Annotated in this window: 13 protein-coding genes and 2 pseudogenes; 2 read left to right on the top strand and 13 right to left on the bottom strand. The window is 46.6% G+C overall.

The annotated features are described in order from the left end of the window. Positions 1 to 182: 182 nt before the first annotated feature. The 3 genes from KQI79_RS24045 to KQI79_RS24035 are packed head-to-tail and all read right to left on the bottom strand — an operon-like array spanning position 183 to position 3,476. Positions 183 to 1,037: a carbohydrate ABC transporter permease gene (locus KQI79_RS24045; RefSeq protein ID WP_216540846.1), complete on the bottom strand. Its 855-nt coding sequence runs from the start codon at positions 1,035 to 1,037 to the stop codon at positions 183 to 185. Between the two features lie 3 nt (positions 1,038 to 1,040). Then, a complete protein-coding gene (locus KQI79_RS24040; protein WP_216540845.1) occupies positions 1,041 to 2,012 on the bottom strand; it encodes a carbohydrate ABC transporter permease in 972 nt (323 codons plus the stop codon). A gap of 60 nt (positions 2,013 to 2,072) precedes the next feature. Next, a complete protein-coding gene (locus KQI79_RS24035; protein WP_216540862.1) occupies positions 2,073 to 3,476 on the bottom strand; it encodes a type 2 periplasmic-binding domain-containing protein in 1,404 nt (467 codons plus the stop codon). Between the two features lie 332 nt (positions 3,477 to 3,808). Between KQI79_RS24035 and udk the strand changes: the two are divergent. Further along, positions 3,809 to 4,433 (top strand): annotated as a pseudogene (gene udk, locus KQI79_RS24030) (uridine kinase). A 43-nt stretch (positions 4,434 to 4,476) separates the two neighbouring features. Here the strand turns inward: udk and KQI79_RS24025 are convergent. The 10 genes and pseudogenes from KQI79_RS24025 to KQI79_RS23980 all read right to left on the bottom strand — a co-directional run bounded on the left by KQI79_RS24025 (position 4,477) and on the right by KQI79_RS23980 (position 14,320). Continuing rightward, positions 4,477 to 5,214 (bottom strand): ABC transporter permease, encoded by a 738-nt coding sequence (locus KQI79_RS24025; RefSeq protein ID WP_216540844.1) that lies wholly within the window; start codon positions 5,212 to 5,214, stop codon positions 4,477 to 4,479. An 11-nt stretch (positions 5,215 to 5,225) separates the two neighbouring features. Continuing rightward, positions 5,226 to 5,927, bottom strand: coding sequence for an ABC transporter permease (locus KQI79_RS24020; RefSeq protein ID WP_216540843.1), 702 nt, complete (start codon positions 5,925 to 5,927; stop codon positions 5,226 to 5,228). A 47-nt stretch (positions 5,928 to 5,974) separates the two neighbouring features. Then, positions 5,975 to 6,655, bottom strand: a pseudogene (locus KQI79_RS24015) (ABC transporter ATP-binding protein); the annotation flags it as partial. A 70-nt stretch (positions 6,656 to 6,725) separates the two neighbouring features. Beyond that, the gene (locus KQI79_RS24010; protein WP_216540841.1) at positions 6,726 to 7,811 is read right to left on the bottom strand and encodes a sensor histidine kinase; all 1,086 of its coding nucleotides are present in this window, start codon (positions 7,809 to 7,811) and stop codon (positions 6,726 to 6,728) included. Further along, positions 7,808 to 8,515 carry a response regulator transcription factor gene (locus tag KQI79_RS24005; protein ID WP_216540840.1) on the bottom strand — a complete coding sequence of 236 codons (708 nt, stop codon included), beginning with the start codon at positions 8,513 to 8,515 and terminating at the stop codon, positions 7,808 to 7,810. The genes KQI79_RS24010 and KQI79_RS24005 overlap by 4 nt, the downstream gene beginning before the upstream one ends. 35 nt (positions 8,516 to 8,550) lie before the next feature. Next, on the bottom strand, positions 8,551 to 9,600 hold the full coding sequence (locus tag KQI79_RS24000; RefSeq protein ID WP_216540839.1) for a sensor histidine kinase: 1,050 nt from the start codon (positions 9,598 to 9,600) through the stop codon (positions 8,551 to 8,553). After that, positions 9,597 to 10,274, bottom strand: coding sequence for a response regulator transcription factor (locus tag KQI79_RS28395; protein ID WP_216540838.1), 678 nt, complete (start codon positions 10,272 to 10,274; stop codon positions 9,597 to 9,599). The genes KQI79_RS24000 and KQI79_RS28395 overlap by 4 nt, the downstream gene beginning before the upstream one ends. Positions 10,275 to 10,310: 36 nt before the next feature. Further along, entirely contained in the window at positions 10,311 to 12,494 is a 2,184-nt protein-coding gene (locus tag KQI79_RS23990) for an FtsX-like permease family protein (protein WP_483311409.1), read from the bottom strand. Beyond that, entirely contained in the window at positions 12,466 to 13,245 is a 780-nt protein-coding gene (locus KQI79_RS23985) for an ABC transporter ATP-binding protein (RefSeq protein WP_216540837.1), read from the bottom strand. Before KQI79_RS23985 ends, KQI79_RS23990 begins: the two co-directional genes overlap by 29 nt. 409 nt (positions 13,246 to 13,654) lie before the next feature. Then, a complete protein-coding gene (locus KQI79_RS23980; protein WP_216540836.1) occupies positions 13,655 to 14,320 on the bottom strand; it encodes a GntR family transcriptional regulator in 666 nt (221 codons plus the stop codon). 175 nt (positions 14,321 to 14,495) lie between these two features. On the opposite strand from KQI79_RS23980, the gene KQI79_RS23975 reads away from it, so the two are divergent. Beyond that, positions 14,496 to 15,029 carry a YbhB/YbcL family Raf kinase inhibitor-like protein gene (locus tag KQI79_RS23975; RefSeq protein WP_216540835.1) on the top strand — a complete coding sequence of 178 codons (534 nt, stop codon included), beginning with the start codon at positions 14,496 to 14,498 and terminating at the stop codon, positions 15,027 to 15,029. Positions 15,030 to 16,060 lie beyond the last annotated feature (1,031 nt).

Here is a 16,060-nt window from a genome sequence, read left to right as displayed (position 1 = left end):
CTGAACGTTGTGACATGAATCGTCTATTGAATATCGTACCACAATTATAATTCGATGGCGGCCGAAGTGTCATGGAAAGCCCTACAAATTGCCTGCATATCGAACGGGCCGGAGATCGTCCTGTATCGGCATGGATACGTTCCCGCAGTCCCGCTCTTCTTCTTATGAAGCCGGCTTGACGGTTATTCTTTCACGCCTCCAAGCGCTACGCCGGCGATAATATACCGGGATAACAGGAAATAAACCGCGAACAGCGGCAAGGCTGTCAAGGACAGCCCCAAATAGATCGAGCCAAACTCTGTCCTGTAAATATCGCCTCGCAGCAAGCTAACCATGATCGGCATCGTATATTTTTCCTTTTGTGTCAGCAAAATCAGCGGCATGAACAGGTTGTTCCAGTTCGCAACGAAGGCAAAGATGGCCTGCGTCGCCACTGCGGGCGTCATCAGCGGCAGGATGATCCGGTTGAATGTTTGGAATTCACCGGACCCGTCTACGCGCGCTGCTTCCACGATCTCTAACGACAGCGTTGCGAGCAGGTATTGGCGCATGAAGAACACTACCGCCGGCGCGGCAATCGCAGGCAGAATGAGCGGGAGAAAGCTGTTGGTCCAATGTAATTTATACATGAACTGATAAAATCCGATTGCGCTTGCCTGGGAAGGAATCATCATCACGCACATGATGAAGGTAAAGAATGGGCTGCGCAGCTTCCAGTTATAGGTCACAAGCCCATAGGCCGCCAACGACGAGAAGTAGACCGTTAAGATGGTTGCCGAACCGGAGATCATAAACGAATTCAGGAACCCTTGAATGGGATCGAAGCTCTTCTCGAGCAGCACTTGCAGGTTGTTCATAAAGTGGGTCGAAGGAAGCAGCGAGAGACCGCTTTGGATTTCCGCCGTAGATCGCGTGGCGTTGACGAACATGATCCAGAACGGAAGGATGCTGAGGAGCGACAATGAGATACAAACGATATAGACAATCGTCCTGTTTATCTTTAGGTTGACGGCTCCGCTTTTCTGAATTTTTTCCATGTATTACACCTCCCTCTTGACTGCTGCTTGGATCGACTTTCTATACTTCTTTTCCGCTTTTTTCAATCTTGCCGCATCGCGGTCGCGCATCACGTAGAACAGCAATGCGGACAATACCGCCGCGATCAGGAACAGGATCATGCTCGCCGCTGCAGCGCGATTGTACAAATAACTGCCCCTGAACGCTTGCCCATAGATGAACATGGACGTGGTAAGCGTGGAGTCGTCCGGTCCTCCCAGAAGGAACAGTTGCGGAATATCGAACATGGTCAAGCCGCCGACCATCGATGTAATCAGCGTGAAGAGCAAAATCGTACGGAGACTCGGCAGCGTGATGCGGAAGAAGATTTGAAAGCCGTTTGCACCGTCAATCGCCGCGGACTCGAAGAGAGCGGGGTTGATGCCCATAACGCCTGCGATAAGGATGATCATGGTATTGCCGTACCACATCCAGAATTGAATGAACGCCACAATTCCTCGGGCTGTCGTCTTATCCTGAAGAAAGTAAATCGGAGCGTCGGACCATCCCATCAGTTGAAACAAACTGTTTATGGGACCCATCGGATAGGCAAACATCGTGCTGAAAAGGACGGCGATCGTGCTCGCAGTGATAATATTCGGCATATATAGCAGAACTTTGAACGCGCCTTGTCCCTTTATGTTGAGGCGCTTGTTCGTGAACCATGCCGTGAGCAAGAGCGCGAGAACGATCTGGGGAATGAAGTTGACAATCCACAGCAATCCCGTGTTAAACAAAGACTTCCTGAACGAGGCGTTATCAAAGAAGAGATCTTTGAAGTTTTGAAAAGGATCATCCAAAATATGAATCGGTTTGGGTATTAATCCCTGCATATCGGTGAACCCGATGACTGCGGTGAACAAAATGGGATACAGCGAGAAAATCAGAAATGCCAGGACAAACGGAAAGGTAAAGATATAGCCGTATTTCGAGTAATTCACACCTTTGCGGCGCATGCTCTCACCTCGTTCATTGATATGAAGGGGCGGGATCTCCCCCGCCCCTTCTACTCCTTCTTATTCGCTATCGATGCCAAGCTGGTCTTTGACCTGCTGCTTGAAGGTGGCGATCGTTTCGTCTCGTGTCTTGTTGCCCGCGGTGTATTCGCGTACTTGATCGCGCCATAACCTGTTAATCGTTTCGTCGTACTGGGTCAAGTTCTTGCCGGAAGCGTTGGCGTTAGCCGGAACGAACACGTCGAACATGTTCTGCCCGCCGAGCAGCGGAACTTCGCCGTTGGACTTCGCCATGACGACGGAGGATGCAACGCTGTCCTTCGTGCCTTGCTCGCCTTCCTTCATTGTGCCGTTAGCCCAGTAATACTGGAGTCCCGTTTCGGAGGTATCAAGCGTCACCCATTTGATAAAATCCGCAACGGCCTGTTTCTTGGCGTCGTCCTTGGTTACATCCTTGTTGGCCAGCAGCCAGGTGCCTCCCCAGAAGAAGCCTGTCGGCGGTTCGGAAACAGCCCAGTCGCCATTCGTGTCTTTCACTTGGCCGTTCATCACGTAGTTGATAAGCCAGGCGGGACCGAAGAAACCGAAGATCGGTTGGGCGCCGGAGCCGGACATATCGGCGTACCATGCTTCCGTCCAGTCTTGGGTATCGTTGTGATAGCCATTGTCTTTCAGCTTCTTGGAGAGATCAAGAAACTCTTCGCGCTTCGGATCGATATGAAGCTTGCCATCGACAATCCAACCCTTGTCGGAGCTGTTTTCGATCGGGTGCCAAATATCGCCGTCCCCGGAAACGATGCCGTACCCTTTCGCTTTCAGCTTCGCGGCTGCATCGAAAAATTTGTCCCAGCCTGGCCCAATTTCATTTTTGATTGCGGCCGCGTCGTCCGTTCCAAAAACATCCTTGGCAATCGAGCGGCGATAGATAAAAGCCCCTCCGGTCGCTTGATAGCCGAGGGCCTTCAATTGGCCGTCTTTGCTGCCGATGTCAACCGAATATTGGGCGATGCCCGCGTCCTTAACCATTTGGTCGTCAAGGCCCAGGTCCGCATAGTTGGCGGCATAGCTGGATGCGTCTCCTTGCGTATACTTGAGCACGAACGCCGCTTCCGCCGCATACAGGTCCGGGGCATCTTTGCCCCCGGCGGCCAAGGCCTGGTCAAGAGCAGGCTGATAAGCGCCCTCGGTGGTTGCGATAATCGTGGTTTTGAACTCCACATTCGCGTCGGGATGAGTTTCCATATACTTTTGGGTCATGTTCGGGATCTCGTCCGTGAAGCTCCAGAGATTGATAGTGATTTTGGAACCTTCTCCTTTTGGCGGAGCCTCGGCAGTGTTGGTTGACGGGGCCGGATCTGAGCCCGAGGTCGAATTGGAATTGGAGTTTCCGCCACACGCCGCGAGAGCGGACGTAATGACGAGCATTGCAGAGATCCCGACTAACAATCGTTTCATACCTTTCATACGTTTCATATTTGCCTCCCCTTTTCTTCATGCTTCGGTTTTTTTGTAACCGCATACATTATTATAAAGCCAATGTTCTTCGGGCATAAGGAAACGGTCATTGGGAAAAATTCCACTATTTTTGGATTCATGCAACCATTTCTCCATCATGGACAAATTGCTTTAGGTTTAAGCAAGCGGAAGAAATCGCTTCGCCTGCCGCCGAAGTCACGTTAGAATCCATCACCTCGGACAAACGGTTTCCCCACGGCCAAGTACAAGATGAAAAAAATGCGGGCTATGCTACAATACTGGAATGTTAACGGGAATTTGTAGGAGGGTAATGAATCGCCATGCTCATTATAGGAATCTCCGGCGGAACCGGCTCCGGTAAAACCACGGTTGCCCGTTCGGTTATTGAACAGCTCGAAACGGATAAAGTAACGTTCATCTCACAGGATAACTACCTATAAAGATCAATCGCACCTCACAATGTCGGAACGCGTGAAAGCCAATTACGACCACCCCTTCGCCTTCGACAACGAGTTGCTCGTAGAGCATCTCACCCTTCTGAAAAGCGGACAAGCCGCCTATGCGCCGGTGTACGACTTCACCGCCTATACCCGGTCCGCCGACAAGACGATCAAGCTGCTGCCGAACAAGATCGTCATCGTTGAAGGACTGTTCGTGCTCTATGACGAAAAGCTGCGGAACCTGCTAGACATTAAAGTGTTCGTGGATACCGATTCCGACGTCCGTATTCTCCGCCGCGTGCTGCGGGACCTGGAGGAGCGGGGCCGTTCGATTTATTCCATCTACCAGCAATACCTCGCGACCGTCAAGCCGATGCACGATGCCTTCATCGAACCGTCCAAAAAATACGCCGACCTCATCATCCCTGAAGGCGGGCATAACGAAGTCGGCATTCAAATGCTCGCGATCCTGACCGAAAAACATTTATCGAGCGCCGCCCGTTAAGATCTGGTCGGGAGAATCGGACGGTCTGCTTTCCTCCACAGGTTCAAGCTGCCAACGATTTTTGTCGGAACATGTACTGTCCCATGAAGAAATAGAAGACAAAGCCGATTCCGATCATCGCATACAAGCTCCATTCATGTACTCTGGGAGAGAAGGGGGTGTCCTGCGGCATCATGGTATAGAAAGGCAGGATAAACGGAAACCACATCCCCAGCAAGGAATGGAGACCGGAGAAGATAACGTTCAACAAGACGCAAGCGACATTGATGCTAAAAGCGATGCCGAAATTTTTGTATTTCGTCGAAAACCATAACTGGATGGCAGCTAACGGAAACATGCCGATCCAGCCCAACACGGCGCTGCTCAACACGAATAGCCAGTCGATTTGGCCTTCAACGCCGGCAATCATCCCGCTGCCGACTTCCGCCGCGATGAAAAACAACTGCATGATGGCGAGCATACAGAGCAAAACGGCGAATTTGGCCAAATATATGCGGGAACGGGAGTAAGGTGTTGCAAGCAATTGCTTCCAGCCCCCCGATCGATGCTCGTACAAGCAGATCAGACCGGCCGCGGTCCCGGAAAACAAAGGCAAGAAAAACATCGTATGCAGATTGATGATATACATCAGATAATGAGGCCAATTCGGTTCATAAACTGCGGACAGCATGCCCCAATTGCTGGTTGCCAATAAAACATCTGCAAGGAGGCTTATAAAAATAAGGGCGATCATAAGCCACCATTGGATTTTTACAAATTCTGCGGTTAATAGTCTTCTCATCGCTACTCCTCCTACCAATCTTTCCTGGTAAAATGCCAACATCCTGCGGCCAACAAAACGACGCCGACGGCTAAGCCGGCAACGATCCAATGCCAATGGCCCGGAACTAACGGAGTGGATAATGCAGGGTACGTCCACGGCATGTATTGAAGGACAGGAAACGTCGAACGTGCCAGAAACAGGCTGGCCATGGAACCGGCGGTTCCTGCACTTATAGCAATCGATTGGTTCGCAAACACGGTGGATAACCACATTTGAATGGAGAGAAACGCAAATCCGGCTAAAAAGCAGTATAAAGGTTGTTTAATTAGGATCTCAAGCGGCGCCGGTTCATGAAACATCAGTTTCCAAAGCACGAACGTTCCCGCTATAATGACCAGCACCTCAGCGAGCAGCAGCATGCAAGTAACGATCCATTTGCTTATATAAATTTTTGATTTTCCTACGGGCAGCGAACATGCCCGGTTCCATCCTTTCGTTTCATGCTCCGTTGATGCGATGACGCTGGAGAGTAATGTCGCGCTAAGCATAAGGGTAAAAGAAAGGAAAAAGTACATTACGGACATCGTGGAATATACGCCGCCGGGCGCCTCGCGAAAATTGATATACCAAAATCCGCTTGTGACGCCTAATAGGAGAAACGCTGCAATGACCGGCAGAACAAGACAGAACGTTCTTAATTTCATCCATTCCGTACGAATCAGCTTGATCATAAGCTTCTCCCCATGCCCGTCATCCCGAGGAAAATTTGTTCCAGCGATTGGTCCCCGCTTTGCTCCCTTAGAGCGGATAGCGTGCCCTGATAGATTAACTTACCCTGATGGATGATTCCCACATGATCTGCGACTTGTTCGATTTCGTATAACAGATGACTCGATACCAATACGGTCATGCCATACCTTCGCGGCATATCGACGATCAAGCTGCGTATTTCCTGTATCCCCGAAGGGTCGAGACCGTTGGTAGGCTCGTCGAGGATCAATAATTTGGGGCGATGGATGATCGCCATCGCGATGGCGAGCCTTTGTTTCATGCCCAGGGAATACTTCCGGACCGCTTTATGGGCTTGGCCCGTCAAGCGGACCAATTCAAGCGCCTCCTCAATGTGCGATTCCGGGACACCCAGAAGAGTGGCTGCGATTTTCATATTTTTGTATCCGGATAGATGGCCGTAATAAGAGGGGGATTCCACCAGCGATCCGACCTGTTGTAAAATTTCAATCCGCGCTTTGGGAAAAGGCTTGCCAAAAATCGCGATGCTTCCTCCGTCAGGCTTGATCAAGCCGAGCAGCATTTTGATCGTTGTCGATTTTCCGGCTCCGTTAGGTCCCAGAAATCCGTAAACCGAGCCTTCGGGGATTTGTAGATTCACCCGGTCCACGGAAATTTGGCCGCCAAATTGTTTGCATAAAGAGTTCGTTTCAAGTACGTACTGTGCCATTCTTTTGTTCACCTCTGTTTACTGTTGTTCCTACAGCGTAAGCGAACAAAGTAAACGTCAGGTAAACGAATTACCTGACGTCATGAAGCGGAAGTTTGAGCGTTATGGTCGTTCCTTGTTGCGGGACGCTGCAAATCTCCAGTTCTCCCTGATGTTCCTCGATCAAGTCTTTCACAACGAACAGACCGATCCCTTCTTCCAAGTCCTGGGCATCGCCCGGGTGGCGGTGACAAAGGCGGTGAACGATGGCGGGCGGTATGCCCACACCGCTGTCGGTTATTATGATTTGGATGTTACGGTCCCTTTTGACCTGAACGGCGATGGCCGTTTCGGGCGGGTTATGGAGTACGGCATTCATCAGAACATTTTGAACCGCTCTTTTGAGAAGCTTGGAATCGTAATAATATTGCAGTTCGGGGATTTCCGATTCGAAACTGAAATGGTAAGATGCGGATCTAGGATTATTGGCCGCGTCGAGCGTCACTTCCCTCAAGAAACGGACAAGATCGCTTCTTGTCTTCAATACCCTGGGCTTTCCCTGCCTGAACTGAAACGTTCGGAGCAATCCCTCAATTTCCTGCACCTTTTGCAACAGTAATCGGAAGATCCGCTTCTTTTCCTCCTTGGCTAATTCAACCTGCGGGCTGCCAATAACATCAAGGTATCCTTTGATGTACGAGAGGGGAGTTTTCACATCATGGGATACTCCTGCAATCCACTGTTCCTTCAGTCCGTTCGTTTCCTCAACCTCTTGACGGTTGCGATCAAGCGTCATCGTCAATTCCTGAAGACGAATCATCATATCTTTGAAAGGGATATAGCGAAGTTTGATTTTCCGCTGTTTATTCCATAGGAAGGAATACCGCTTGCAATAAACATTGACGTCGTATTGCCCCGCGGAGAGGCCCTTCATCCAATCGACCACAGCGAGCGAAGGCTTGCCGATCAACCAACCGGCCGTATACACATAGAGTCCTAAAACGCCAACAAAAACCAAGATATGATAAACCTTGATATCCAGGAATTGAAGCGCCGGGAAATATTGCATCAGAACAATCAAAACGACGATAACGGCTACAAAACCGATGGAAATGACCAAGACAGAGGCCAGTAAAAACAGAAGGGACAGCAGCATGGAGCGTTGAACAATGGTCATGGAACATACCTCGCTTTTTTCACTAATTTATAACCCAGTCCCTTCATATTCACGAGAAACTGCGGTTGCCTCGGATCGGGCTCGATTTTCTTCCGAATTCGGGAGATATGAATGACCACTGTTTTTTCATCGCCTTCCTGATATGGCCTCCATACTTTTTCATATAATTCGCTTACCGTAAAAATAAAATTGGGGTGCTCGCATAAGAAGGCCAGCAATAAAAACTCCATCGGCGCGCAGGGGACCTCCCGCCCCTGGACGAACAATTGCCCGCTTTGCTTGTTCAGTGCAAAATGCCCAAAGTCGTAGACGGCTTTGGACATCGTTTGCAGCTTGGCCATTCTGCGTAAATGAACTTGAACTCTCGCAGCGACTTCGGTCGGGTTAAACGGCTTGGTAATATAGTCGTCCGCCCCCAGTTCAAATCCTTTAATTTTATGGATATCCTGATTTTTGGCGGTCAAAAACAGCACAGGCGCTTCGGTAATCTTGCGGATTTGCTGGCAAACCTCAAATCCGTCGCCGTCCGGGAGCATGACATCCAGCACAATCAAGGACACATCATGCCGGGCGATTATTTCTAACGCTTCTTGGGCCGTCGTGGCCGTTAACAGATTGGCAATCCCGAACTTCCTTAAGGTAAACGCCAATAGATCCAGCAAGCCCTGTTCGTCATCAACCAGCAAGACAGTACCGCTTCCCACTTCACTCACTCCATCTGCAAGTTTCGTTTAGTATCTTAGTATAACAGCTTTTTGTTCACATTTGGAAATCGCAGCGATATGGTCAACCCCGAACCAAGCTCTGATTCTGCATCCAACTGAATTGCCAAATCATAAGCCATCTTGCTCACTAAGAAGAGTCCCATACCTGTTGCTTGTCTTGTATAAGCACCTCTGCTTCCCGTAAAGGCCTTATCAAAAAGGAATGGTAAATCCTCTTCGGATACGCCAGGCCCATTATCGCTAATATTTAGAATGGTTTGATCGCTCACTTCATCATGAACCGTTTCAAATGTCAGAATGGGACGATCTTGATTCTGCGCAACGTATTGCGTACTATTAGCGATGATTTGCGATAATATAAAAGCGAATCCCTTGCGGTCGGATAAAATTTCCATTTCTTCACCTAAGAACTGAATTTGAAACCCGGATTCATCTAATAATGTCTTATGGTTCTCAATGGTCTGTTTGCAAAATGCCAGTATGCTTATAGGCTCAAAAATATAATCTTTATGAGCGGCCCCAAGCCTCGCAAAATACAAAATTCGCTCTATGTCCCCAAGCATTTGATCGCGAACATGGAGCATGCGGTGCCTAACAAGGGGAGACATTTCGTCACTGCGGTTATCTAATACCAATGTCATCAATGACAGGGGCTTTTTCATTTCGTGAACCCATCCTTCGATATAGTTTTCATAATCGGTCAACTGGGCAACCTGCTCATTAAGTTCCGACTGATATGATCTTAGGACGGTCCCCATGCTGCGGATAAACGACCAATGCGTCTTAGGAGATACCCGGCATAATATTTCTTCGTTCGTCTCATTCGGCTCTGCCAAAAAATCTTGAAAGGCAGCTTCTATTCTTTTTTGCCGTCTAATGATCATGAATACAGGCAACGATATCATCGCTAGAGTAAAAATAATCATGAGGCCTACTAAAGCCTGAAACGATTCGGGGTAAGCTAGCCAAGCTAAAAAAATGAATAGGAGATTGGTAACAATGACGATAAGAAACCATTGTTTATAAGCATGAAAACAATCATAGATTTGCTTGATCCATTTCATGGTTTCACCTGCCCCCTAAGTCGATAACCTTGACCCCTTATCGTTTCAATTTGATCTTCCAAGTTGAGTTGCCGCAATGTTTTTCGTAAGCGAGTGAGATTGACTTGAAGTGCATTTTCGTCTATATATTGGTCTGTTCCCCATAAAAGTTCACTCAGTGTTGACTTGGATACCATCTCGGGCCGATGCTGGACTAAAGCCAATAAAATTTTCCCTTCGTTAGCCGATAATAATAACGATTGAGATCCCTTATACAACGTAAAGGTATTGGGGTCCAGCGAAAAATTGCCGCCATCGATCAAGCCCGGTTGTCCTTCAAATCTTCTTAGCAGGTTCTGAATGCGCGCTAACAATCGATCTCGATTGCATGGTTTTGTCAGATAATCATCCGCACCTAAATGAAGACCGTGTAATTCATCTTGCAACTTATCTCTAGAGGTAAGAATCAATATGGGACCAATCCCTTTTGATTTTAGACTTTTACATATTTCGAATCCTGATTGTTCCGGCAAATTGATGTCTAACAAGACCAAGTCCGGCGCCAAAGCGGCGATTTGAAGAGCTATATCATGAAAATCTGTAATGGCTGCTGCTTCGTAACCGGCTTTTTGCAATATATCCGTTAACTCTTCTCTCATCCATGCATCGTCTTCAACAATGAGAATCCTCGCCACTTCGGCACCTCCTTCAATTGGATATTAAACGGTTCCTTAATCTATATTTGGCTTCCAACGCAATTTATCGATCTCATGATCTGCTGTACGGGCAACTGCTACGCCATAAATCGCCATCGTTGCGATCACAATACATGCAAAGGCAAAGGCAATCGGATAAAGCAACGCGTTGTCTTCGATGCGAATCATAACAAATGAAATCATAGCTCTTATCCCAACAGCTCCGCTCACGCATGCAAGAGAGACAGGCAACAGAAAGGTCCACAACACCTGTCTATGCATAGACCTTTTCATTTGATTGCGTTTTGCCCCCAACATGGAAAGCGTTGCATAGCGCCCGCCTGTCTGCTTCATCTGCGTCAAAAATTGTAAAGCCAATACCGTACAGGCAATAACCAGGAATAAGAATCCCATATATAGTGTCGTATAACTTCCGGCAACAACGTAGAAAAGTTTGCGTCCAAAGTTTTGTAAATAACTTTCAAACACGAAGCCTGAAGATGTTAATAAATCTCGAGCCTCCATCATTGGTTTCATTAAACCTTGTTCGTCTTGCAGCTTTTGCGGGATGCGAAAATTCCAATACGTCATATAGGTTTCCTTATTTAATAATTGTTCAAACATAGGTTCAGGAACGATGAATGCAGAATGAATTTGTACGGAACGGTCTGCTACCAATCCTCTCATTGGGGTTGACGGGCGTATATAGATGGCCTGATCGTGAATGCTCATCAAACTTTGCCCTTCTTCCGCAGCCCTTTCAAGAATACGATCGAGTACGGGCAGGCTTTCCGGATCATCCATTGGCATAAAATCGGGATTAAAGTATAAAGCAATTTCATCTGAATGTAAGTTCAGCGGTTTTTCTCCTATCGCTTTCAAAAGTCCATTATACGATGATTCGGGAATGAGGTAAGGCGATTTTGCATCAATCTCCAGAACCCCAAACAGATTGAGTGCTTCAGGGTTATCCGAACTGATACTGTAACCCTGCATTTCTCCGGATAAAATTTGCTCTTTATAGTTGCTTGGCAGAGCCATAATAATTTGCTCTCTTAATTTAGACCAGTCTACCAACGACAAAGGGGAGTCGTCTTCCCCGCGTTCATCCCGATATTTCATTTTCCCAATTTCCAATAGGTTTAAGTCCTCTACATACGGCACCATTTTTTCTGAGGTAAGAAATTGCTCAACCCTTTGATTATCCCCATTAACAGTAAAATCATATAGCGAGGAACTCCTAGTAAAAACACTTTCTAAACCTATCATAGTTGAAGCGCCATTTGTTATCAAAATGATAGACAACGTGATGAGGATCGATGTAACAGCAACGGAAGCAGATTTATTAGCTACGTTCTCTTGAAACTGTCTTAATGTAAATGTTCGCAGCCCTTTCGTAGATTTACGCTCGGACAAGCTTGCCAATAAGCCTAGCAGTTTTCCAAATCCCCTCATAAAAAGAATCGTTCCTAAACTTCCTAGCGCCAATGCCGCAAACAGAAGAGGCCCTGCAAAATCCATAAAACGGTATAAAACGATCCAATATGCCACGCCCAGTAAGATAGAACCTGCTAATATATGGAGTATATTGCCTTTAACATGCCCCATATCTTGTTTCTTATCCATTTGCCCATAAAGTAATTGATGGACCTCTTGATGAAATAATCTTCCGCCAAGAATGATTAATGCTATAAACTGTATGAATAAAAAACCGATAATGGTAAAGAAAATCGCACTTACCGACAAGCTTATTTGATGACCGATAATTCCCTGTCCGACGAATCTGGAAACCGTCAAGCTGATGATTTCCGCTAAAAATACGCCTATTAAAAGGCCTCCAATGAGTGCCAAAACAGAAGTGACGAACCCCTCTGCCAAGAGCCCCCGAATTAGGCGTTCTTTGCGCGTTCCTAACATAAGATAAAGCCCAAACTCTTTGCTTCTCCGAATTAATTGGTACCGGTTGGCAAACAACACCAAGAAAAATAATAAAAATAAGGCAAACAAATATACAATCGGCATCTGAGCTAAAAGTTTATCGATCGCATCACTTTCAAATTCCTTAAGGAAGAGAATAACATCTTGTTTGCCCAGTGAAAGAATGATATAAAACGAGGCTACTGCGGTTATAAGTGTTGCAAAGTAGATGAAATTCTCCTTACGACTTCGTTTCGCATTACGATAAATGAGCCTAGAGAACATTTGCGCTTCCTCCCCCAAGCTGAGCCAGCACCTGCAAAATTCTTTCATAAAATTTCTCTTGCGATTCATCATGCGTGCGGCGCAGTTCATGAAAGATGACACCATCTTGAATAAATAGGATTCTTGAGCAAAAGCTTGCTGCATTTGGATCGTGGCTGACCATTAAAATCGTTCTTCCACTACTTCTGTTAATCGCTTCCAACTTATTCATTAACGTTCTGGCAGAACGTGTGTCCAATGCTCCTGTCGGTTCATCCGCAAGAACGATGTCCGGATCGGAAATCAAACTGCGTGCGGCAGCTACCCTTTGCTTTTGTCCCCCGGACATCTGAGATGGGAATTTGTGAAGAATATTTGTAATTTCCAATAAACCTGCCAGCTCATCTAATTTAGCCCGTGCTTTTGCAAAATTCACCCCGTGAATAGATAATGGCAACAGTATATTTTCTTGTCCGGTCAGATTATCCAGCAACTCAAAGTCTTGAAACAAATAGCCAATTCGACTGCCGCGATACTCCGCTAAATTCTTGCTGTCAAAAGCACTGATGTTATTGCCGTTTAAAAGTACGCGCCCGGACGTCGGTTTTATTATTGTTGCAATGCAGTTTAATAATGTCGTTTTACCGGATCCGCTCGGTCCCATGATTCCTAAAAATTCTCCTGGGAGAATATCAAAACTAACGCCGTTTAAAGCTTTTGTGATATTGTTTTTCTTTCCGTAGTTTTTTTGCAAGTCTTGAACTTCCAGCAATTTTCCTTGGCTGACCATGTATAACTCTCCTTTTTGAATGTCACTTTCCGGAATTATCATCGATCGATTTGAGCTATACACATTATAACCATTATAAAAGATTAGAAACACTTACAAATGGTGTAAGGTAAAATGTTGCCTGATTAATTTTTCCGAACTTAAAGCACCCGGTATTCCAAGAAGCTCTCCTGCCCCAAGTTGTTCAACAATTTACAAGTCGTCCTTTCTTGAATTGCAACAGGAGTCGGAATCCTTAAAATGATCATATTCATCATGACGACGAAGCCATGTCTTGCCGTTGCCGTCGCTTCTTCAATCGTCGTAATTGAATAAAGGAGCAGTTGCCATAGACAAACTGCTCCTTTTTTATATTTCTACTTGTGTACAACGAATTTGGGTAAAGGTGGCGATTTGTTGCATAAACCACCTATCGGTTGTCAAACAGGATATCCGCGGTGAGTTGGATGTGCGCTCTAAAGAGCTTGACGGCACGATCGCTGTCGCGGTCAAGAACGGCATCTGATAATGCCTTATGCTCGGCACGGCCATCGCGAATTTGCTGCTGCGGGGTCGAATAATGCCGATAAAATTCGCTCAAATCCCAAAGGCGTCTGCAAATATCCAAGAGAACCGGATTGGGACATGCGGCGATAAGTTGGTAATGAAATTGACGGTGGATGTCGGACCACTGTTCGCTAACGACAAGCTTTTGATTCACTTCCTTGTACTCGGCCGTTTGCGATAATTTGTGGTGAACGGCGATTACATTGGATTCCCATGTAAGATCGCCATAGGCGATGGACAGGCGTAATGCTTCGGATTCATTGATCGACCGCGCCTGTATGATGTTATTCAGTTCTTCTTCCGACACCGTCTTCACTGAAAATCCGTGATTCGGGTTTTGCAAGACGAGGCCTTGGGTCGCCAACCGTGTCAATGCTTCGCGAACGACGGCAACCGAGACATCGAAACCTTTGGCTAGTTCCGAAACGATTAACGGAGAGCCCGGTTCATATTGTCCGGCCAGAATATCGGACTGCAGTTTCTTCGTGACATTTTCGCTTAAAGTGGACGAACCGTTTCTTTTGGCCATGAAGCCAGCACCATCCTTCATGCACATCGGTATTATACACGTTTAAATAGTTTACACCTAAATTTATAAAAAGGAAAGAAAAAATTCGATAATCTGTAAATTAAACGATTTGTATTTACAAAATCGATTCTTATATGTATAATCGATTTACACTTTAAGAAGGAGGTAATTTACAGTGAGCAACAACCCATTTGCCAAATTGCAAGAAGTCGAAGTCTTTCAGGTGACGAGTAACGACATTGCCGAGGGCCTTCCTCTACCGCCTCAGCAATACTCGGGGATGTCAGGAGTGGAGGGAGGCAAAGATCTTTCGCCCCATTTGAAATGGTCGGGTGCGCCCGCAGGGACGAAGAGTTTCGCCGTAACCGCGTATGACCCGGATGCACCGACCGGATCGGGTCTCTGGCACTGGGCCGTCATCAACATCCCTGCCAGCGTCACCGAACTGCCGACCGGCGCGGGCGACGAGCATGGCAGCGGCTTGCCGCAAGGCGCCTTGCAACTGCCGAACGATTTACGACTCGAACGGTTTATCGGTGCGGCGCCTCCAGCGGGACACGGTCCTCATCGGTATTATTTTGTCGTTCATGCGCTGGATGTCGAGAATATCGGCGTCGAGCCTAACTCCACGCCGGCTCTCTTAGGATTCACCATGCTAAGCCATACACTGGGGAGAGCCGTTCTCGTGGCAACAGGGGAAATCAAGTAACCCAAGCCGTTTGGGATCATGGGAGACGATGGTATGAAACAAGCGAAATTGCGTCAAGTACGGAGAAAGCGGTGAAGCTGAACGATCCGCTTCATCAAAGTGTATGCCCCATGTGCCAGCAGCCAATTAAAATTTTGAAGCATACGATCCTTTGCGGCTGTGGAAGCAAAATCAAAAACAATTTCAAATTGCCCAAAATAACAGAAAAGCCCTCAATTATGAGAGCTTTTCTGTGATGATTTTGCAATTGGGTCTGTTGTAGATTTAGCGGAAATATTTAGCTTGCCGTGGAGTAAAGTATTATTTTCAGAGTCGTTGCGGTTACTTGCTTTCTTCGATACAAAAATGTTGCCGGCTACTTCTCATTCTAGCTATCACAACTTTACACACTCACCGTCTGATAGTTTCCATCCTCGTCAATTATTAGCGCATTCAAACTTTCCAAACTTTATAACTCCATCGATTCCAATCATTTGCTCGCTAAACCATGGTTGAAAATTCGTCTCATCTCTATGTAGTCGAGAGCAAACCTCATGACCAAAAATTATATTTTTATTCATTGATAAAGACCCTCGATGGTTATAAAATTTCCCGCGAATCCAGCGGAAATCCTTGTGAGATGTATTTTTCCATTCGTTTTGTCGAGGATCGATGCCTGTATATCCGAGGGAAAACCTGAATTTCCCTATCAGCGGCAAAGAGAGTCGCATAAAAAAGACTGAAGATCCGCCAGCGGTTAGCTGAGAGATCTCCAGTCTTCAGTAGGAGAAAGTACTGTGAGTTTAACCTCCCCATTAGTGATGGATATGCAATTTGCACTTATATATCATTTTTTACACTATCAATATTATCGTCCGTAAAAGCCTTTAGTAAAATTGGCCCATCAGTTTCAATTTTATAAATTTCGTAAATTGTTTACGCTGAAGCATAATGCCCGAAAGCTGACGGTATTGCCTGTCCAGGGATTGACGAATATAATGTCCGTATCACAGAAAAGGAAAAGGATGCCTCCATATAGCGTGAGCCTGTTC

The organism is Paenibacillus sp. MSJ-34 (genome assembly GCF_018918005.1).
Taxonomy (GTDB): domain Bacteria; phylum Bacillota; class Bacilli; order Paenibacillales; family Paenibacillaceae; genus MSJ-34.
Note: the sequence above shows the minus strand (reverse complement) of the source record. Positions and strands in the feature narration are given on the sequence as shown.